This window comes from Clostridia bacterium (assembly GCA_035628995.1).
Classification (GTDB): Bacteria; Bacillota; Clostridia; order Lutisporales; family Lutisporaceae; genus BRH-c25.
In genome coordinates, this window is sequence record DASPIR010000007.1 from 17,851 (window position 1) to 36,848 (window position 18,998).

General features: G+C 39.0%; 22 protein-coding genes. 16 read left to right on the forward strand and 6 right to left on the reverse strand.

Annotated elements, in window-relative coordinates:
• The first annotated feature begins 52 nt into the window (after window positions 1-52).
• The gene (locus VEB00_01535) at window positions 53-1,156 is read left to right on the forward strand and encodes a DUF362 domain-containing protein (GenBank protein ID HYF81699.1); all 1,104 of its coding nucleotides are present in this window, start codon (window positions 53-55) and stop codon (window positions 1,154-1,156) included.
• An 81-nt stretch (window positions 1,157-1,237) separates the two neighbouring features.
• Here VEB00_01535 and VEB00_01540 read toward each other — a convergent pair whose 3' ends face one another.
• Window positions 1,238-1,978 carry an SIMPL domain-containing protein gene (locus VEB00_01540; protein HYF81700.1) on the reverse strand — a complete coding sequence of 247 codons (741 nt, stop codon included), beginning with the start codon at window positions 1,976-1,978 and terminating at the stop codon, window positions 1,238-1,240.
• A 220-nt stretch (window positions 1,979-2,198) separates the two neighbouring features.
• Here VEB00_01540 and VEB00_01545 point away from each other — a divergent pair, with 220 nt between their 5' ends.
• Entirely contained in the window at window positions 2,199-3,452 is a 1,254-nt protein-coding gene (locus VEB00_01545; protein ID HYF81701.1) for an MFS transporter, read from the forward strand.
• A 7-nt stretch (window positions 3,453-3,459) separates the two neighbouring features.
• Here the strand turns inward: VEB00_01545 and VEB00_01550 are convergent, their stop codons facing one another.
• From VEB00_01550 to VEB00_01560, 3 genes are all read right to left on the reverse strand, one after another.
• Window positions 3,460-3,870, reverse strand: a complete 411-nt coding sequence (locus tag VEB00_01550) for a YsnF/AvaK domain-containing protein (GenBank protein ID HYF81702.1) — start codon at window positions 3,868-3,870, stop codon at window positions 3,460-3,462.
• A 75-nt stretch (window positions 3,871-3,945) separates the two neighbouring features.
• Complete coding sequence (locus tag VEB00_01555) at window positions 3,946-4,401, reverse strand: YsnF/AvaK domain-containing protein (protein ID HYF81703.1); 456 nt, start codon at window positions 4,399-4,401, stop codon at window positions 3,946-3,948.
• Window positions 4,402-4,873: 472 nt separating this feature from the next.
• A complete protein-coding gene (locus VEB00_01560; GenBank protein HYF81704.1) occupies window positions 4,874-6,124 on the reverse strand; it encodes an OFA family MFS transporter in 1,251 nt (416 codons plus the stop codon).
• 187 nt (window positions 6,125-6,311) lie between these two features.
• Here VEB00_01560 and VEB00_01565 point away from each other — a divergent pair, with 187 nt between their 5' ends.
• From VEB00_01565 to VEB00_01610, 10 genes are all read left to right on the forward strand, one after another.
• Complete coding sequence (locus tag VEB00_01565; GenBank protein HYF81705.1) at window positions 6,312-7,145, forward strand: GyrI-like domain-containing protein; 834 nt, start codon at window positions 6,312-6,314, stop codon at window positions 7,143-7,145.
• Between the two features lie 47 nt (window positions 7,146-7,192).
• A complete protein-coding gene (locus VEB00_01570) occupies window positions 7,193-7,342 on the forward strand; it encodes a hypothetical protein (GenBank protein ID HYF81706.1) in 150 nt (49 codons plus the stop codon).
• 11 nt (window positions 7,343-7,353) lie between these two features.
• The gene (msrB, locus tag VEB00_01575) at window positions 7,354-8,349 is read left to right on the forward strand and encodes a peptide-methionine (R)-S-oxide reductase MsrB (GenBank protein ID HYF81707.1); all 996 of its coding nucleotides are present in this window, start codon (window positions 7,354-7,356) and stop codon (window positions 8,347-8,349) included.
• Window positions 8,350-8,451: 102 nt separating this feature from the next.
• Window positions 8,452-9,747: a DEAD/DEAH box helicase gene (locus tag VEB00_01580; protein HYF81708.1), complete on the forward strand. Its 1,296-nt coding sequence runs from the start codon at window positions 8,452-8,454 to the stop codon at window positions 9,745-9,747.
• Window positions 9,748-9,919: 172 nt separating this feature from the next.
• Window positions 9,920-10,399: a DUF6530 family protein gene (locus tag VEB00_01585; protein ID HYF81709.1), complete on the forward strand. Its 480-nt coding sequence runs from the start codon at window positions 9,920-9,922 to the stop codon at window positions 10,397-10,399.
• Between the two features lie 30 nt (window positions 10,400-10,429).
• Window positions 10,430-10,786 carry a GIY-YIG nuclease family protein gene (locus VEB00_01590; protein HYF81710.1) on the forward strand — a complete coding sequence of 119 codons (357 nt, stop codon included), beginning with the start codon at window positions 10,430-10,432 and terminating at the stop codon, window positions 10,784-10,786.
• A gap of 211 nt (window positions 10,787-10,997) precedes the next feature.
• Entirely contained in the window at window positions 10,998-11,891 is an 894-nt protein-coding gene (locus tag VEB00_01595) for an ABC transporter ATP-binding protein (protein ID HYF81711.1), read from the forward strand.
• Complete coding sequence (locus VEB00_01600) at window positions 11,888-12,682, forward strand: ABC transporter permease subunit (GenBank protein HYF81712.1); 795 nt, start codon at window positions 11,888-11,890, stop codon at window positions 12,680-12,682. The genes VEB00_01595 and VEB00_01600 overlap by 4 nt, the downstream gene beginning before the upstream one ends.
• Window positions 12,683-12,813: 131 nt before the next feature.
• Window positions 12,814-13,380, forward strand: coding sequence for a peptide-methionine (S)-S-oxide reductase MsrA (gene msrA / locus VEB00_01605; GenBank protein ID HYF81713.1), 567 nt, complete (start codon window positions 12,814-12,816; stop codon window positions 13,378-13,380).
• A gap of 21 nt (window positions 13,381-13,401) precedes the next feature.
• Window positions 13,402-14,622, forward strand: a complete 1,221-nt coding sequence (locus VEB00_01610) for an MFS transporter (protein HYF81714.1) — start codon at window positions 13,402-13,404, stop codon at window positions 14,620-14,622.
• A gap of 72 nt (window positions 14,623-14,694) precedes the next feature.
• Here VEB00_01610 and VEB00_01615 read toward each other — a convergent pair whose 3' ends face one another.
• The gene (locus VEB00_01615; GenBank protein HYF81715.1) at window positions 14,695-14,874 is read right to left on the reverse strand and encodes an H-type small acid-soluble spore protein; all 180 of its coding nucleotides are present in this window, start codon (window positions 14,872-14,874) and stop codon (window positions 14,695-14,697) included.
• A gap of 49 nt (window positions 14,875-14,923) precedes the next feature.
• Window positions 14,924-16,027, reverse strand: coding sequence for a UvrB/UvrC motif-containing protein (locus tag VEB00_01620; GenBank protein HYF81716.1), 1,104 nt, complete (start codon window positions 16,025-16,027; stop codon window positions 14,924-14,926).
• Window positions 16,028-16,251: 224 nt separating this feature from the next.
• Between VEB00_01620 and VEB00_01625 the strand changes: the two genes are divergently transcribed.
• The 4 genes from VEB00_01625 to VEB00_01640 form a co-directional block, all read left to right on the forward strand.
• On the forward strand, window positions 16,252-17,493 hold the full coding sequence (locus VEB00_01625) for an MFS transporter (GenBank protein ID HYF81717.1): 1,242 nt from the start codon (window positions 16,252-16,254) through the stop codon (window positions 17,491-17,493).
• Window positions 17,494-17,562: 69 nt separating this feature from the next.
• The gene (locus VEB00_01630) at window positions 17,563-18,447 is read left to right on the forward strand and encodes an EamA family transporter (protein ID HYF81718.1); all 885 of its coding nucleotides are present in this window, start codon (window positions 17,563-17,565) and stop codon (window positions 18,445-18,447) included.
• 40 nt (window positions 18,448-18,487) lie between these two features.
• Window positions 18,488-18,616 carry a hypothetical protein gene (locus VEB00_01635; protein HYF81719.1) on the forward strand — a complete coding sequence of 43 codons (129 nt, stop codon included), beginning with the start codon at window positions 18,488-18,490 and terminating at the stop codon, window positions 18,614-18,616.
• A 244-nt stretch (window positions 18,617-18,860) separates the two neighbouring features.
• The coding region (locus VEB00_01640) for a cold-shock protein (protein ID HYF81720.1) at window positions 18,861-18,998 on the forward strand (138 nt) is incomplete at its 3' end.

An 18,998-nucleotide genomic window follows, 5' to 3' on the forward strand; every position in this document is an offset into this window, starting at 1 on the left:
TTATAATAATTAAGAATAAAGAAGTTCAATTCATAGACGGAGGATGGGGTTAATGAAGAAATCAAAGGTTGTTTTTACTAATATGAGAACTAAACCTGGGATGGGTATACTCGATAAGCTGGAGAGGGTTGTAAAAGAAGCGGGTATGAGTAGTATAGATTTTAAAGACAAGTTTACAGCGATAAAAATCCATTTGGGTGAGCCTGGAAATCTCGCATACATAAGACCTAATTATGCTGCCGTTATTGTAAGAATTATAAAGGAACTAGGTGGTATGCCATTTTTAACTGATTCAAACACCCTTTATACCGGAGGTAGATCTAACGCTGTAGACCATTTGCAGTCGGCAATGGAAAATGGCTTTAATAGTATACAAACAGGCTGCAACGTCATAATTGCTGACGGGTTGAAAGGAACAGATTATAGAGAGATAGAAATTAATCAAAAGCACTGCAAAACTGCTAAAATAGGAACTGCAATAGCTGATGCTGATATAATTGTTTCAATGAATCATTTCAAAGGTCATGAGATGACAGGGTTTGGAGGAGCAATTAAGAATATTGGGATGGGATCCGGTTCAAGAGGGGGAAAGCTTGAAATGCATTCAGCCTCAAAGCCGGTAATCAATAAGGAAAACTGTGCAAGCTGCGGACAATGTATAAAAAGCTGCGCTCAAAAGGCTATAAAGTTTGTTGATAAAAAGGCAGATATCAATTTTGACGCATGTGTTGGGTGCGGGCAATGTGTTGCAGTATGCAGATTCGATGCAGCTGAAGTTAAATGGGATGAAGCGGCTGATACGGCTAATGAAAAGATTTCAGAATATGCTTATGCTGTTATTAATGGGAAACCTTCATTTCATATAAATTTCATAATGAATGTGTCACCGTACTGTGATTGCTGGGATACTAATGACTTGGCAATAGTGCCTGATATTGGTATTGCAGCATCCTTTGATCCGATTGCTTTAGATAAAGCCTGTGTAGATATGGTAAATGCTGCGCAAGTGGTAAAGGGCTCTGTTCTGGAGGATAAGCATTATCATCAAGGAGATAAATTCAGTCATATTCACAGCAATACTGATTGGAAAACCGGACTTAAACATGGTGAAGAAATAGGACTTGGTACTATGGAGTATGAATTAATAACATTATAAATAAGTGTCAGCCTGTGTTCTTTAAAAGAGCCGATAAATCCTTAAAATGGATTTATCGGCTCTTTATTATAGGTGGGACTACTAATATGCGTAAACTAAGCCTACTGATGCTCTTATTTCCAATTCTCCGGAAGAAATGCTTGTCGCAGGTGCTGCAGCAACGCCGGATTTTACACTATCCATACTTGTATACATTATTGGAGGATTGTAACCGCCGCCGGTTTCATTAATCTGTGATGGCATATCTATCTTAATTCCAAACTGTTTTGCCAATACATCAGCCTTTGCTTTTGCCTTAACTGTTGCATTCGCGAGAGCCTGCAGATAATATTTATCAGGATCGGCTACTGTAAAGCGGATATTAGAAACTGTGTTTGCTTCATTTGCTGTTACTGCATCAATAGCAGCTCCAACTTTTGAAATATCTCTGATTGTTACTTCCAAAGTATTAATTACTCTATAGCCTGTTACATAGGAACGTTGATCTTTTTCAGAATATGTCTCAATGGGATAGATTGTATACTGGGAAGTTTTAATATCTGAATCTGCAATTTTAAGATCTTTTAATACTTGCATAACCTTATTCATTTTTGTTGCATTCTCCTGCTGAGCCACTTTTGAGCTTTTATTTTCTGTTTGAACACCAACATTGATGTAAACCATATCCGGTTTCACTTTTACGATGCCCTCTGAACTAACTGAAATTGTTTTCTGCGGCACTTTCGGGTCATCAGCGTTGCCAATTAGCGAAAACCCGCTGGCTATTGTTCCAAATGTAAATACAAATGCTAAAGCAGCTATTAACATAATCTTTTTACTCATTTTAAAAGCCTCCTAATATTTTTAATTGTTATGCTATTTTGACGTAGAGTATAGTACATAAGTTCCAATGACAAAGGAAAAAGATGAACGTGCGGGGTAGAATTTGTCGGAATTTGCGAACGAAAGCTGAAAAGAGGGACAAGTTTATAGAGGTATTTTTTTGAAATTAATAGAAAATTATGAGTTATAGAAAGTAATACTTTAGGGAGAGGTCGTAATTATGACATTTAAAGATTTACCGGGAAATATTAAAGTGAGGCTGTTTACATCCTTCTACACAAGGATTGTATATGTATCTGTAATGCCCTTCATGGCATTGTTTTTCTCAGACCGCTTGGGCAAAGTCTTTGCAGGGACGTTTCTATTGGTTACCACACTAGCCAGTTTTATTTTCAGGCTTTGGGGCGGGTATATTGCTGATAGGACTAGACGAAAGACAGTATTGGTTGCGTCGAATATTGCTGGTTCGGTGCTGATGGTATTAATGACTATATGCTTGCTTCCTTCCAATGACTTCATCTACGTATTCGCAGCCCTGTATCTTATTTGGAGCATAGTTAGCAGCATGGGTGGTCCGGCAATGAACGCCCTTATTCTCGACTCTACAGATACGGAGAATCGAAAGAGAGTCTATGTTATCAGCTATTGGCTGGATAATATCTCAGTATCTGTGGGTATTGCTCTCGGTGGTCTCATGTATAAGAATCATCGGCTGGAGTTGTTCGCAATGCTGTCTCTGGCGCTAACCATTACTTCCTTGATATTTATATTCTTCTTGAAGGATAATCAGGTGAACCTGCTAGAGAGAACTCATATAAACCCATTTCGTGATATATTATCGAATTATGCTACTGCCGTCCGAGATAAGAAGTATCTAAAGTACGTTATAGGGTTGATTTTCTTCTTTTCAGCAGAGTTTGCCGTATCAAATTATATTGGTATTCGGCTAAAGGAGACATTCCATCCTGTGAGCTTTTTAGGATTGCAGATAGACGGAGTGCGGATGATGAGTGCTATTACCATTGAAAATACTCTAGTAGTTATTTCTTTGACCTTTCTGATCAGTTCCCTGGTGGAACGGGTTCCAAAACCAAAGGCTTACATACTTGGGATAATGTTTTACGGGCTGGGTTATGCTGCGTTAAATGTGGTCAACACCTGGTACGGAGTGTTGTTATTTGGATTGTTTGCAGTATTAGGAGAGCTGATATGCGTGCCAATACATATGACAGAACAGGCGAGGCTTATTCCCGATGATAAAAGGGCTTCTTATATAGCTTTCGGATCGTTATCTTTCAGTGGCGGAGACATGTTAGGCAGGCTCGGCATTGTTCTGGGAGCATACCTTATAGCTCCTATGATGGCAATATATACTGGATGTGTTGTAGCTCTGGGGGCATTCTTAGTTTCTGCCTCATTTTTTAGGGAAGAGCAAAAAAATGTGAAAGACATAGATGCCGGGTACGATGTTTAGATGGTATTTACTCATTATCATGAACTTTCACATCTCCAAGGGTTTCAACATGGAGCTTTTCTTTTTTTAGGATCTCTTCAATATGTTGGGTTTCCTGGAATTGACGCCTGTAAACAGAAACATCCTCTAGTTTTACAAGATGCTTGACAACTTCTATGCGTTCTTCACTTATAGGGATTCGGATTACCTCAGTATGACTATTTTTATCACTGGAAGCCTCAACATTAGCAGTTTTCTTTTCTATTACAAGTTCCTCACGAGTTATGGGCACGATAATAGTCTTTTCCTCGTTAATAACTTCCCTATGGACATCCACATTTCCGGTCTGTATCAATTCTTTAGAGATTTCCAGCTGTTCTTCTCGGAGCTTAAGCTTTTTGTAGTTTTTAGTTTTGTTGGAACGCTTTTTCTTTGACATAGTTTCCTCCATACTTCTTTGAAAAAACACCTCACAAGCCTCAGTGGCTATGGAGGTGCTTCTTTTCATTATTTATTAACTAAGATCCTGAGTTGATTCATCAGTAACTACGTTTGTATCACCTTCAGTATTTATACGAGCTTCTTCTTTCTTAAGGGTTTCCTCTATATGTCTTGTCTCTTCAACCTCATGCTTGCGGGCTAATACTTCACCGGTTACGACTGTATGCTTAGCAACATCAACTTGTTCCTTGCTCACAGGAATACGTATTGTTTCTCCGGAACTGATAGGTGTATCGCTGCTCTCATTATTTATTGTTCTTCTCTCAATAATAACTTCCTCATGGGTAACTGGGACATCAACTGCCTTCTGTTCTTCCACAACTTCTTTGCTTAAGGTTACTTCCCCTGCCTGTACTCTGCTTTTATTTACATCCAGTTCTTCTTGGCGAAGCTGGAGTCTTCCATCCTCTGCTGTCTCTTTTTCATTATTGTTATCATTATCTTGAAACATTCCCCAAAAATTTTTCATAACTACCTCCGTTTTTATAGAGATTTCAAGCTGATTGAGCATGATGTGCTTTATTATTTTTCCCTATAAAAATCGCAATATCCGCAAATAGAAATAATATAGAAGTAAATTAAAACCAGTTTGTGCAGACTAGCTTTAATAGCTAAATTTTTTTTAATAACAAAGAAAAAGAGTAGCCGAAGCTACCCTTGTTTTAAGTCTTTATCTACTTCTGGCGAGACTTGTTCATGAGCATTGAAGCTGCTGCTCCTAAACCTATCATACCTGCTACCATACCCATAGTTTTGGGTTTCATTAGCCTTCTGCGCATCATCAGCATAGAATCACTCCCCTTATAGTAGAAATTTGACTCAGTACTATAGTTTTCAAATGACATACACTTTATTCAGACTTGTTTCGAATTAAGCTTTGTATGGGACATAATAAAAGGACAGGCAAATCCTTGGATTTACTTGTCCTTTTATTATGTAAATTAAGCGACCTGCTCATCGATAAGCTTTTCTGCTGTTGCAGCTGTACTGATTGGCTTTGTAATTAAAGCGAGTACAAGCGCAACTGCAAGCAAACCTGCCGAGATCATATAGGCCAAATTATAAGCTCCTGTTCGGTCAACAACTATACCAGCGATGATTGGACCAATTATACCGGAGATTCCCCATGCAGTATATAATACGCCGTAGTTGCCTCCGAAGTTTTTGACTCCGTAATAATCTGCCACTACTGAAGGGAAGAGGCTGAGCAGTGCTCCGTAGCCTATACCTGCAAGGGCTGTCCCTATTGATATGGCTAATGGTGTAGAGTAGCCAGCAAACAAAGTCATATTTACACCTTGAAGTACAAAGACAATCATCATCGTTCTTACGCGCCCGATTTTATCAGAAAGAAAACCAGCTGCAAGTCGGCCACAAGCATTGAATATAGCCAGCAACCCAACTAAATAGAAACCTTTTTCCCAATTTGCCTGTGTCTTTGCGATTGTCGCTATGTTGCCTATAATCATTAGACCAGCTGAAGATGCAAAGGCGAACATAAGCCAGAAAAAATAGAATTGCTTTGTTTTGACCATTTCTTTCCAAGAGAAGTCTTTGGCAACTACCTTTACGGTTTTTGTTTCCGGTAAATTTGCTGGTGTTGGTGCAACATATCCTGATGGAGGATTATTTATCAATTGGGCTACAGGTGTAGCAATGAGGAGGATGAAAATCCCCAATACAAGAAAAGTCCTGGATATGCCATAATTCTCTAATAACATAGTAGTAAGGGGGGCAATGTATAGTGATGCCAATCCCATACCGCTTACTACAATGCCGGTTACCATACCTTTTTTAGAAGAATGAAACCATTTCAATGCGGGGGGAGTTACAGAAGCATAAGCAAATCCGATACCTCCACCAGCCAGTATTCCAAATGTTATGATCAGCAGTGGTACGCTATGTATAAAACTTGATAGAATTAATCCTGTACCAGTAAAAATTGCACCTAAAGTTACTACTTTACGAGGGCCAATTTTATCCTGGAGTCTTCCTGCAAAAAGCAACGTAATAGCCCAGACGACTATTGCCACCGAGTATGGAAGTGAGGCATCGCTATTTGTCCAGTTCCAATCATGAACCAGAGCCTTTTTAATAACACTCCATGAATAAAGGACACCCAACGTCAAGTTGATGCATAAGCCGGCAAAAAGAACCTTCCAGCCGTCTTTAATTGTTACATTCCTTTGCATAATAAACCTCCGTTTTTGTAGTTTTAGTACTATAAATGGATTATAAACCCTTGAGTAACTCCAAGGTCAATATGAAGTATTCTAAAATGTTGTAAACAGAAGGGGCCTGCGGTATAATTACTTCTAACTGGTGCAGCCGCTAGTTAATAATCCTTTAAGTGCGGAAAGGAGATATTCGAATAGATTTATGAAAGATAAATTTTTAATCGGAGAATTATCAAAGCTCTTTAATGTCAGTACAGATACTCTAAGGCATTATGATAAAATTGATCTACTGAAGCCGGACTATGACTATAATAATAGCTATAGATATTATAGTATAAGAAATTTTTTCAAACTAAGCAGGATCCTTTTTTTCAAGAGCCTTGATATTTCTTTAGAGAATATCAAGAAATACATGAACAACAAGAATACGAACAATTTGTTGAGTCTGCTCAAAAGGAAGGAAGAAGAAATTGATATCAAGATAAACAGACTAACCAATCTCAAAAAGAAAATTCAAACAAAGCTTGAGCTTCTGGAAAGTATAAACAGCGAGCTGGACCAAGTAAAAATAAAGAGAATTCCGGAGAGAACCGGTGTTTTCCTGGATATGAATGATGTTGAAAATGACCGTGAAATCGTTCAGGCCTTTAAAGAGAATGAAAAGTACCTAAAAATCAGTTCCTGGCTGATTGAAGGCCAGATATACACCTCTCTGTCAAAGGAAAATATGGAGCATCGTATACTTAATAAATTCAGGTATTTCATTGAAATTGTGACACTAGACTCAGAACCCTGCAAACAGATGAAGGTGATTCCCGAGAACGAATATGCATGTATTGCCTTTCTGGGGCCTTATAGGGACATGGGAAAGCATTATGAATTGCTTATCCGTTGGATTGATGAGAATGGGTACCAAATAGCAGGAGATTCTATCGAAAAGAATATCGTGGACTACGGCTTCTCAGATTCAGAGAGTGAATATATCTCTGAAATACAAATTCCAATCAAGAAATATGACGCAAGGCACGACGTTTAGTCAGTTATATATAGTCTTATAAAAAAGACTAATAAGGGGGTACGGGCTTGAAAGCAATAATTATCGGTGGAAGCTCGGGGTTAGATTTTGAAATAGCAAAACAGCTCAGGGAGAAGGGCATTGATGTACTGCTTATCGTATTATCAGGCTGCATGAGTGGAAAGCTATATGCAGGAGTTTCAGATCAAATTGAATAGGAGGTAATACAATGCTGCCAAATAACCCGAATTTAAATGCAAAGTATGATGAGAATAAAACTAAGGAAATATGGCTGGCAGGCGGTTGTTTTTGGGGCGTAGAAGCATATATGGCCAGAATATACGGCGTATACGACGTCACCACAGGGTATGCCAATGGAAATAAAGAAAATCCAACCTATGAGGAAGTATGTACCGGCAATACCGGTTTTGCAGAGACGGTGCATGTGCGCTATGATCCGGGTAGGATAGGGCTTAAGGCGCTGCTTATGGATTTTTTTAAAATTATCGATCCAACCAGTAGGTTTAGGCAGGGGAATGATGTGGGAAGTCAGTACAGGAGCGGAATCTATTATATAGATAAGGGTGACAAGGCTATTATTGATGAAGTGGTAGCCCAGGAGCAGAAAAAATACACACAAGAAATACAAACAGAGGTTTTGCCTTTAGATAATTATTTTTTAGCAGAGGAATATCATCAGGATTATTTAGAGAAAAATCCAAATGGTTACTGTCATATTGATTTTGGCCACTTGAAGGAGCAATCTGTTACGATTGACCCAAAAGATTATCAAAAACCTGATGAGGAGTTACTGAAAAAGGTACTTACGGATACTCAGTACAAGGTGACCCAGGAAAGCCAGACGGAGCGCGCTTTTTCTAATGAATATTGGGATAGCAGGCAAAAAGGTATCTATGTGGATGTTGTAACCGGGGAACCTTTGTTTTCCTCTACTGACAAGTTTGAATCAGGGTGCGGATGGCCAAGTTTTACAAAACCAATCGTACCGGAAGTTGTTACATACGAAGAAGATAAAAGCCACAGCATGGTTCGCACCGAAGTTAGAAGCAGGAGCGGGGATTCTCATTTGGGGCATGTATTCGAGGATGGTCCTCAGGACGAAGGTGGGATGCGCTTTTGTATCAATGGTGCGTCTTTAAGATTTATCCCCATTGATCAAATGGATCAGCAGGGTTATGGATATCTCAAATATCTTGTGAAGTAAGAACTAAGCGGCGGGTATGAATTTGTGATTGATAAATGGAGAAAATAGTGATGACACATAAATACGTGATAAGCTGTGACATGAAGTTTAAAGGAGATAAAAATGTTATTTGAAGACTTGAACTTAATTATGCCTATTCAGAAGGCTCTAAAAACTGAAAAATATGATAAGCCCACTCCTATACAGGAAAGGGCTATTCCATCAATACTTGCAGGAAGAGATTTACTGGGATCTGCTCAAACAGGCACTGGAAAGACAGCCGCCTTTGCTATTCCAATATTACAAATCCTTTCTCGTGAAAAAAGGGTTGCAAAGGATACTCATAAAATAAGGGCATTAATACTGGCTCCTACCCGTGAACTGGCTATTCAGATCGGAGAGAGCTTTGAAGCTTATGGCCGGTATTTAAGTCTTAGGACTACGGTCATTTATGGCGGAGTATCACAGCATCCTCAAACTGACGCATTAAGAGCAGGGGTTGATATTTTGGTTGCAACTCCCGGTAGATTGCTTGATTTGCTTAGTCAGAAACACATTAACATACATAATGTAGAAATGTTTGTACTTGATGAGGCAGATCGTATGTTAGATATGGGAATGGTGAATGACGTAAAGAAAATAATAGCGCAGATGCCCAGGAAGAGGCAGAATATGTTATTCTCTGCAACCATGCCGCAAGGAGTATCGCAGCTTGTAAATTCCATTTTGGTAGACCCTGTTAGGATAGAGGTGGAGCATAGTACATCCACTGCTGCCAGTATTAAGCAATCAGTATATTTTGTTGATGGAATAGACAAGACAGCGCTGTTGATTCACCTTTTGAAAAATAAAGCTATTGTTTCTGCATTAGTGTTTACACGAACAAAGAGAAGAGCAGATAAAGTCACCAAGGCCCTTGAAAAAGAGGGGATAAAGTCTCAGGCTATTCACGGAGATAAATCACAGAATCTTAGGCAAGCTGCTTTAAATGGATTTAAGAACAGGGAGCTAAGGGTTTTAGTAGCAACTGATGTAGCGGCAAGAGGCATTGACGTGGAAGAATTGTCACATGTAATCAATTATGACTTGCCTAATGTGCCGGAAACTTATATACATAGAATTGGGCGTACTGGAAGGGCTGGTATGGGAGGAATTGCAATTTCCTTCTGTGACAATCAAGAAAAACCAGACCTTAGAAATATTGAAAAGCTCAGAGCAAAGCCAATAGAAGTAATCAAGAACCATCCATATCCATTAATGAATATGGTATTGGAACAGAATAGAGAGCTTGCCAAAAGGCCTCATAGAGCTTCAGCAGAAAAAACCGGTCCAAAAGCAGATACAAGGAGAGATGGAAAAAAAGCGCCCGGAAAACAATGGCCTAAAAAGGGCAGACCTAAAGATAACCCTCAAAGATAGTTTGAGAGGAGAACTAAAACTTTAATATAGCAGCCGGCTGAGGTGTTTTCACTTTGGCCGGCTTTTTGAATGGATAATACTAAAAGTATTGACACAGTATATTAAAAGTATTATAATTTATTTAGTAAATTACTAAATTACTAAACTAGTAAATATTTGAGGAGGTAAAGTAATGAAAATACCAACTACATTAAAGCATAAACCGGTTATTGTTTCTGAAAACTATGAGAATGTTGACGGCAGATATGCTTATAATACCGATGCAAAAGGTCTCTCATTAGGATTAGCCCAGTGGAATGACCGTGGCAAGGTAGATGTTTCAGCCAAAGTATGGAGGTATACAGGAGAAAAATGGTCCAGACAGTCAGAAGAACTGCCGTTGCATCGTGTGCTTGATCTTGCAATTCTCGTCTGTAGAGCTCAACTTCATTTTAGGGAAGCTTATCGATATGAGAAATTATATGACACAGAAAACCCTGTTATCGATAGAGTGGGATTACAGGGTGATGCTATGACTGTAGCTGTATGTACTGACAATGAAAAGATAGATGAGGATATAAAATTATTCAGCCAGGCACTCAGCAACGATAGTGAGCTTATTGGAGAGCGCTTGAGTACTTTATCAAGAGTTTTAAAAGAGATGGGATATTAATAAAGAGGATGAAAAAGAGGGTGATATCTAATGGAAAGGAAAAAAGAATTAAAATTGCAGTACAAACAAACGAGGCCACAGATGGGAATATTTATAATCCGTTCTAAGGTCAACAATAAATGCTATATTCAAACAACTCAAGATTTGAGAGGCGTGATCAATGGTGCTAAAGCCAGACTGGAAGGTGGCCAACATCTTAATCGTGAGCTGCAGAAGGAATGGAATGACTTTGGTTCTGAGAATTTCACAATTGAAATTCTTGAGAATATTCAATATGATAAGGACGAATCGAAAACCGATTATACAGAAGACTTGGCACTGTTACAAATGATTTGGGAAGAAAAATTGGCTGGGGAAAATATTGAGTTCTATAAAAAAAGAATATGACCATGGAATTAGAAAGATTATGGTGCCAGACTTCGAACCTGGGAGCTTGCTATCTGCATTAAGATAATAAGGTCTTGTGTTTTGGGTCTGGCACTTGGTATATGCAGCATATTTAATGCAAATTCTATAATTAAATAAAAAATTGACTATGTGCGTCTGAATCGCCTTTGAAGATTTTGATGCGCATTTTGTTTATTAAGGAGGTATGTATATGGCAGTGATTGAGCTTCACAAATTGACGAAATACTACGGCAAGCATAAGGGCATCAAAAACATCTCCTTTGATATAAAAGAAGGTGAGATATTTGGCTTTATAGGACCTAACGGGGCAGGCAAAAGTACTACAATAAGGACTTTACTGAATTTAATATATCCCACAGGGGGCAAAGCATTTATTTTCGATAAGGACGTTGTAAAAGATTCGTTGGAGATACGCAGGAATATAGGATATCTGCCCTCGGAGGTAAATTACTACGATGACATGAAAGTATCTGATCTTCTCCAGTTTTCCCAGGCTTTCTACAAGAAAGGGAATCCCCAAAGAGTGAAAGAGCTGGCTGATCGGCTGGACTTGAATCTAAATAAGAGAATCGAGGACTTATCCTACGGGAATAAGAAAAAAGTCGGCATTATCCAGGCTTTGCTGCATGAACCGAAGCTTCTGATATTGGATGAGCCGACTGGTGGCTTGGATCCACTAATAAGAAATGCATTTTTTGAGATTTTGAAGGAAGAGAATCAAAGAGGCGCTACCATTTTCTTCTCATCCCATATACTTTCCGAGGTTCAAAGCATGTGCAGCAGAGTTGCAATCATCAAGGAGGGAGAGCTTATCAAGGTTGAGTCAATAGAAACCCTGATAAAGAACCAGTTCAGGAAGGTTAAGATAACCTTCGGCGATCAAAAGGGAAGAGACTTTAATATTGAGGGAGGTAAAAACCCGGTATGGGAAGGGAACACCCTGCAGCTTCTTTATGGAGGAGAAATTGGAAATATGCTTCAAAAGCTGAGTCAAGTAGAAGTCAAAGACTTGCTTATTGAAGAACCATCCTTGGATGAAGTCTTTATGCATTACTATGAAAATAAGGAGGAACAGACAAAGTGATATATAGACGTGAAATGAACAGAAACCTGAAAGCACTGATTATCTGGACCCTGGTTATGAGCGGAATTGCAATTCTTAACCTTATGATGTTTCCGGATGTAGCGAAGCAGCAGGCAGCAATAGACCAGCTTATGAGGCAGCTGCCACAAGGCATTATAAGAGCTTTCGGGTTGAATAGGCTGAGCATGGCGGACCCGTTAGGCTATTATGCAACCAAGGGATATCTGATGATAATACTGTTCGGCAGTATTTATGCCGTTATGCTGGCTGGAAACATGCTTTCCAAGGAGCATAACGAAAAGACTATAGAATTTTTGCTATCCAAGCCGATTACAAGAAGTGGGATAGTGACACAAAAGCTTTTGGCTATTCTTACTAACCTGCTTATTTTTAATTTGGCTATAGCCATTGCCAATTATATTGGTTTTAAAATGGCTGACGCCGAATTTGACATAAGAGTATTTATACTTCTTTCAGTAGCACCGTTTTTGCTCCATCTGGTATTTGCAAGCTTTGCTTTTTTATTGTCCAGTCAAATGAAAAAAAGCAGAAACATAGTCTCCATCTCATTAGGCCTGGTTTTTGTCATGTACTTTTTAGATATACTGTCCAGCATCTCGGATAAGCTTGAAAGCTTAAAGTACATAACGCCCTATGAATATGTTGATCCCGTGGAGATTGTCATCAATAAAAGCATCAGTGCAACTTATCTGGGTATAATGGCAGGAGTGATCTTCATATGTATTTTAGCTTCGTACTTGATATATCAGAAAAGGGATATAGCAGTATAATACAATGCGCATAAATGAATAAAAAAACACCCTATGCGGTCTTTTAAAATTGCAGTATTCATAAGAGAATTGTATAATTAAATAAAAACAGGGTCATTTAGAAATTTAAGGCAATAAGAGGAGTTGTTACGATGAGTGATGTAAAATCGGGTGAAAAATATGAAACTGCAATATTTGCAGGAGGCTGTTTTTGGTGTATGGTTTCTCCGTTTGATGTCTTGGATGGAATAACTGAAGTGAAATCGGGTTATACGGGAGGACATAAAGAAAACCCGACATATAAGGATGTAAAAACACAAACATCAGGGCACTATGAAGTTGTAAAAATTATCTATGACCCTGATGTTATAAGTTATGATAAGCTTCTACAAGCTTATTGGAGACAGGTTGACCCCACAGACGATGGGGGGCAGTTCCAAGATAGAGGTGAATCCTATAGAACGGCTATTTTCTATACTACAGAGGAGCAAAGGCAAAGGGCAGAATTATCGAAGAGAATCATGGATGAGTCTGGAAGATTTCCAGGTCCGATAGTAACACCAATACTTCCAGCTGCTGTGTTTTATGATGCAGAAGAATACCATCAGGATTTCTATATAAAAAGCCCTAAAGAATACAAGGAAGATAGACAGGTTTCTGGTAGAGATGAATTTATAAAGAAATACTGGGGCGATGAATATTATGATATTTATGAATAAGATTGGAGTAACAGTTCAAATATGAAAAACAACTGGAAAAAAGACATCATTCTGTTTTTATCAAGCCAAACCATATCACTTTTTGGTTCTTCTTTGGTTATGTATGCAATCATGTGGTATATTACACTCACTACCAAGTCGGGTGCCATGATGACGATTTCCGCTATTTGCAACTTCCTGCCGACATTTTTCCTTTCGCCCTTTGCAGGGGTGTGGGCAGACCGCTATAATAGGAAACTGCTTATCATTCTGGCTGATGCATTCATTGCAGTAACGACACTGATGATGGCTATTTTGTTTTTACTAGGCTATGATTCCATAGTACTGCTTTTTGTCATGTCTGCTTTCAGGGCAGTGGGTACAGGTATTCAGATGCCGGCTGTCAGCGCTTATATCCCTCAAATAGTTCCGGAGGATAAGCTGACAAAGGTCAACGGCATAAATGGCAGCATTCAGTCCATGGTTATGTTGATTTCTCCGATGATCAGCGGGGCGCTTCTTTCCTTCGCAACCATCGAAGCAATATTTTTCATTGATGTGGTTACAGCAGCTATTGCAGTTATTGTATTGACCTTTTTACTGAAGGTGCCAGCCCATGCCAAAGCACAGAGCCCACAAGCAACCAGTTATTACAAGGATATGCTTGAGGGTATCGCCTATATAAGAACGCATAATTATGTGAAAAAGTTCTTTGTATTCTGTACCTTCTTCTTTTTCTTAATAGCTCCGGTAGCCTTTCTAACTCCGCTTCAGGTTACTAGGACCTTTGGGAGTGATGTATGGCGCTTAACAGCTATAGAAATCACCTTTTCCACCGGAATGATTCTGGGGGGCGTGATTATGGCTTCATGGGGTGGTTTTCGCAATAGAATTCATACGATGACATTTTCATGTTTTATCGTTGGCATCTGTACCTTTGCTTTGGGTGTTGCGCATATATTCTGGCTTTATCTATTGTTCATGGTGATCACTGGTATTTCCATTCCATTTTTCAATACCCCTTCAATGGTTTTGCTGCAGGAAAAAGTTGAACCGGATTTCTTAGGGCGGGTATTTGGCGTTATGGGCATGATTTCAAGCTCGATGATGCCTCTGGGAATGCTGGTATTTGGACCAACAGCTGACGTGATCCGGATAGAGTGGCTGTTAATAGGGACCGGTATTTTATTATTTATTCAAAGCTTTTTCCTAATTGGCAGCAAGGATCTTGTTGAGGCAGGAAAACCAAAGGACATAGCTTAATAGTAAAATCAATATAAAAGTGCTAAGTACCGAAAACATATAACTTCGGACCTAGCACTTTTCTTATTCTGTTTACTGCTCTTTTAGGTTGGTTAGTGGCACTTCTTGTTTGTTCTCAGGTTGATTTAGGGTATGGATATTAGCAGTGTCACTGTTTTCGTTTACGCTTTCAATATAAATTGGTGTTCCATTATAGGTTACATTAATCATATTTGGTGAAGAAGCAATGTCTCTTGCACGTTTTTGATCCATAGCATGAACCTCCTATTTAATCTATTACCTATTTAGTTTTTACATTAAGTTAATCAACTATTCTTTTATGAGGAGGTGCAAACAATTTATCAAGTGCCTTTTCAATTTTTGCATTACTTGAAGCATTCAGCCAGTTTTCTTTAATTATTACATGCCGGCAGTTATTGGGCTTGGTATTTAAGTAGCTGTAAATTATTTGAGACTCATCGATTGCTTCTCTATCGACTTCTATTGAACCTTTTTGAGTTTTATTATTAAAGTAGGCCAAAACATTGGTTTTCATAATAATTTTTAATTCTTCGAAATCAATATCTTCCAGAGAGTATTTTTCACTAAAAAGCACTTTATTTCCCTTGATTAGGAAAAGCTTAACCCTGTCCTCACTCAAGTGCTCAAGTACAACAATATTTTTATTCTTTTTTGTGTACTCTACAACTTTAGCCTTGCCAATCAGATAGTTTACTGCACGTATATAATCTCTATACTTAGCAGCCTTTTCAAAATCGAGCTTCTCTGAGGCGCTATCCATATTGTATTCCATTGCTTCAATAATGCTTTTATCTGTTCCGCTTAACAGCTTTACTATCTTGTCAAGGATAGCAAGGTACTGCCCTCGCGGAGCATCATCCATACATATGCCAATACACAAGCCTAAGGAATAATTCAAACAAGATGAAGACTTCCGTGAAGCACTGGTACATAATATCTTACAGCATTCTTTTATGCCTTGAAGGCCTCTCTCTACTGTATTCTTATTTGTGTACGGCCCAAAATACAGATTTCCGTCGCTTTTGCTGGATTCACTTAATGTTTCAATAGAGGGATACTCTTCGCTAATATTTATCTTTATAAAAGAATAAGATCTGGGACTCTTCAATAGTCTGTTATAAATTGGGTTGATTTCCTTTATTAATTTATTTTCCAGCATAAATGCTTCGAATTCCGTATCAGTAAGTATATAGTCGAAGTCTTTTAAATGCTTAACTAATTTCACAACCTTGGGCGGATGCGACTTTGAGTTTTGAAAATACGATCCGACTCTGCTTTTCAGATTTTTTGATTTCCCGACATAAAGCACACTATCAAGAGAATCTTTCATAAGATATACCCCTGTAGAAGAAGGGAGTTTCTTAATTTTTTCTTTTAAGTCCATACTAGCTCCTCCCTAAAAATATTGTAATTTTATTTTCACTATTTGAATGTTAAGCTAGGCAATGCAAGTTTTGCTGCTACTATATTTTATCATAATCATGGAGGCAAGCATATGAGCCGTTTAGAATTGCTGTAAAGAACCAGATATGGTAATATTACCGTATCTGGTTTAAATTTTTAAGCTAGTAATATTCGCAATAATTGAAAGATAAGAGGATATATAAAGTGAGTTATTTTGATTCCTATAAAGGGCTTCCGAAAAGCATTTACGTCATATTTTTCGCTCAAGTGATCAATCGCTTTGGTGATTTTGTACTGCCGTTTCTGAGTTTGTTTCTGGTTAAGAAGCTGGGGCTAAGCTATCAGAGTGCCGGAGTTGCAGTTATGCTGACTTCGCTTTCATCAATTCCCGGTTCTTTTGCCGGCGGGAAAATCGCAGACCATTTAGGACGTAAGAAGGCTTATGCGGCTTTTCAGTTGAGTGCGGCCATATGTTTATTCTTCTGCGCATTTCTGGGGAATCCTCAAATTATAATAGCTCTTATCTGTATGTCTTCATTTTTCAATGGAGGAGTTCGTCCAATCATATCGGCTATCATAACAGATGTTTTACCTGCTGAAAAGAGGCAAATGGGATTTTCGATGTCTTATTTGGGAATAAATTTGGGTGTATCGCTGGGGCCGCTTGTTGCAGGTTTTTTATTCAACCACTATATACCTTTAATATTCATCGGTGATGCAATAACCTCATTGCTGGCAGTCACCCTCGTTATGATTAATATTAAGGAGACCTTGCCTGATTATTCTGACGACAAAAGCGCAAGAGATGAAGAAAAGAACGAAGCAGGCAATGTATTTTCTATTTTATTGAGAAGGCCCAAAATCCTGGTCTTTCTAATAATCAATACAGTTTTAAGCGTTGTCTATACGCAGCATAATTTTTCATTGCCTATGATGCTGGATAGTGTTTTCGGCAGCAGCGGAGCAAGCAATTATGGAATTACTATGAGCGTTAATGCTTTAACGGTTATAACAATGACAATGTTTATTACGCACGCTATAAGGAAATGGAAGCCGTTAAGTGCCATAGCCATGTCTGGGCTCCTGTACGCCATAGGCTTCGGGATGATAACCTTTATACACACAATGTCATTATATATTTTAGCAACGCTTATCTGGACAATTGGTGAGATAATGATAGTGACGAATTTTGGAGTGTACATAGCAAATAATACCCCACAGAATTATAGAGCGAGGTTCAACGCGGTAACGTCTTTAAGCTGGGCTATTGGGGCAGCTCTCGGCACATCACTGATAGGCAGGTATATGGACTACTTTGGAGTAAGAGCCGTTTGGCCGTTGACCTTTTTCCTGGGCCTTCTGGGCGCAGCAGGTATGTATCTTCTTAAAATGAAGACCGAGAAAGCTGATGCCGTAGATGTGCAGCATAGCAGTATTTCTGAATGATGTATTAATGAGTATGCCGATACGTAGGGCAGGGATTAAGGGATTCATAGTTAAGGAGGAGTTATACTATTGAGCAGGCGTGATATGGGTATAGGATTAATTGTAGTAGTCCTTTGGGGCTTGAACTTTATTGCCATTAAACTGGGGCTGGGGAATATGCCGCCTCTGCTGCTGGGGACTCTTCGCTTTGTTGTTGTCTGTCTGCCGGCCATATTTTTTCTGCCCAGGCCGCCGGTACCATGGCGCTGGCTTATTGCTCTGGGACTGACAATCAACGTAGGCCAATTTGCTTTTCTGTTTATGGGAATCAAGTTTGGCATGCCTGCGGGTCTAGCTTCTCTGATACATCAGTCGCAGGCTTTTTTCACATTGGTGTTTGCAGTTCTTCTGATAGGGGAGCGGTGGCATTGGAATAACTTGGTCGGACTTTTAATAGCTGCTTGCGGTATGGCCGTTATCTCTTCTCAGCAAGGCAGCAGCATGACAGCAATCGGCTTCTGGCTCACCTTGACCGGGGCTGCCAGCTGGGGTGCGGGCAATGTCATCATGCGCCGTGCTACTCAGGGGGTTCCTCCTTTTTCCATGCTGGCGCTGGTAGTTTGGGCTGGTGCTGTGGCTATTCTGCCCTTGGCTCTTTTGTCCCTATTCATAGAGGGTGCTGCTGCATGGAAGGAAGCATGGAACTCCGCTACCTGGACTACGGTGGCTTCAGTAATCTATCTGGGTTATTTTGCCTCTTTGGGTGGCTATGGTCTCTGGGGAAAGCTGCTTTCCCGCTATCCCGCAGGTGTGGTTTCCCCTTTTGCACTATTGGTTCCGGTTGTAGGGATGAGCAGTGCCGCTCTTATTCTGGGTGAAGCATTTTCCCTGCATCAGGTCATTGGAGCTTTACTAATGATGGCCGGATTAGCAGTTCACGTCTTCGGAGGAAGGCGGAGTGAACCGCATGAATAAAACAAATACAAATAAAATAAAATAAAAAGAGAAATAAGATATGAAGACAAAGGAACTTGATGTTATTAAGCAAGCCATACTCAATGAAATTGAAGGCTGCGAGTTTTATAAAATGGCTGCCAAGCAATCTGGAAGCAAGGAAAGTGAAGAAGGATCTCTCCAATTCTGAGTACATAGAAACTCTCCGGAGTATGGGATACAGGTTTAACTCATGATTAATTTTATTAATATATTAAAACAGCTTGCAATTTGCAGTAAAGTATGACATTATTAAATATAGCTTAAATAATTAGTAAATAATGTTACACATATATATTTCAATTGATGCTAAAAATATAGTATATAAATATCGAAATTCTATTGTGAGTTATTACAAAGAGTTTAAGTAATAAAATTTTGGAGGTACATATAGTATGAATGGAACAGTAAAATGGTTTAACGGAGAAAAGGGATATGGATTTATCACAGGAGAAGACGGAACAGATGTATTCGCACATTTTTCCCAGATAAATTCAGAAGGCTACAAATCACTTCAAGAAGGACAGAAAGTA

Coding starts and splice junctions, on each gene's coding strand:
- VEB00_01535 (HYF81699.1), top strand. CDS start 53: ATGAAGAAATCAAAGGTTGTTTTTACTAATATGAGAACTAAACCTGGG.
- VEB00_01540 (HYF81700.1), bottom strand. CDS start 1,978: ATGAGTAAAAAGATTATGTTAATAGCTGCTTTAGCATTTGTATTTACA.
- VEB00_01545 (HYF81701.1), top strand. CDS start 2,199: ATGACATTTAAAGATTTACCGGGAAATATTAAAGTGAGGCTGTTTACA.
- VEB00_01550 (HYF81702.1), bottom strand. CDS start 3,870: ATGTCAAAGAAAAAGCGTTCCAACAAAACTAAAAACTACAAAAAGCTT.
- VEB00_01555 (HYF81703.1), bottom strand. CDS start 4,401: ATGAAAAATTTTTGGGGAATGTTTCAAGATAATGATAACAATAATGAA.
- VEB00_01560 (HYF81704.1), bottom strand. CDS start 6,124: ATGCAAAGGAATGTAACAATTAAAGACGGCTGGAAGGTTCTTTTTGCC.
- VEB00_01565 (HYF81705.1), top strand. CDS start 6,312: ATGAAAGATAAATTTTTAATCGGAGAATTATCAAAGCTCTTTAATGTC.
- msrB (HYF81707.1), top strand. CDS start 7,354: ATGCTGCCAAATAACCCGAATTTAAATGCAAAGTATGATGAGAATAAA.
- VEB00_01580 (HYF81708.1), top strand. CDS start 8,452: ATGTTATTTGAAGACTTGAACTTAATTATGCCTATTCAGAAGGCTCTA.
- VEB00_01585 (HYF81709.1), top strand. CDS start 9,920: ATGAAAATACCAACTACATTAAAGCATAAACCGGTTATTGTTTCTGAA.
- VEB00_01590 (HYF81710.1), top strand. CDS start 10,430: ATGGAAAGGAAAAAAGAATTAAAATTGCAGTACAAACAAACGAGGCCA.
- VEB00_01595 (HYF81711.1), top strand. CDS start 10,998: ATGGCAGTGATTGAGCTTCACAAATTGACGAAATACTACGGCAAGCAT.
- msrA (HYF81713.1), top strand. CDS start 12,814: ATGAGTGATGTAAAATCGGGTGAAAAATATGAAACTGCAATATTTGCA.
- VEB00_01610 (HYF81714.1), top strand. CDS start 13,402: ATGAAAAACAACTGGAAAAAAGACATCATTCTGTTTTTATCAAGCCAA.
- VEB00_01615 (HYF81715.1), bottom strand. CDS start 14,874: ATGGATCAAAAACGTGCAAGAGACATTGCTTCTTCACCAAATATGATT.
- VEB00_01620 (HYF81716.1), bottom strand. CDS start 16,027: ATGGACTTAAAAGAAAAAATTAAGAAACTCCCTTCTTCTACAGGGGTA.
- VEB00_01635 (HYF81719.1), top strand. CDS start 18,488: ATGAAGACAAAGGAACTTGATGTTATTAAGCAAGCCATACTCAATGAA.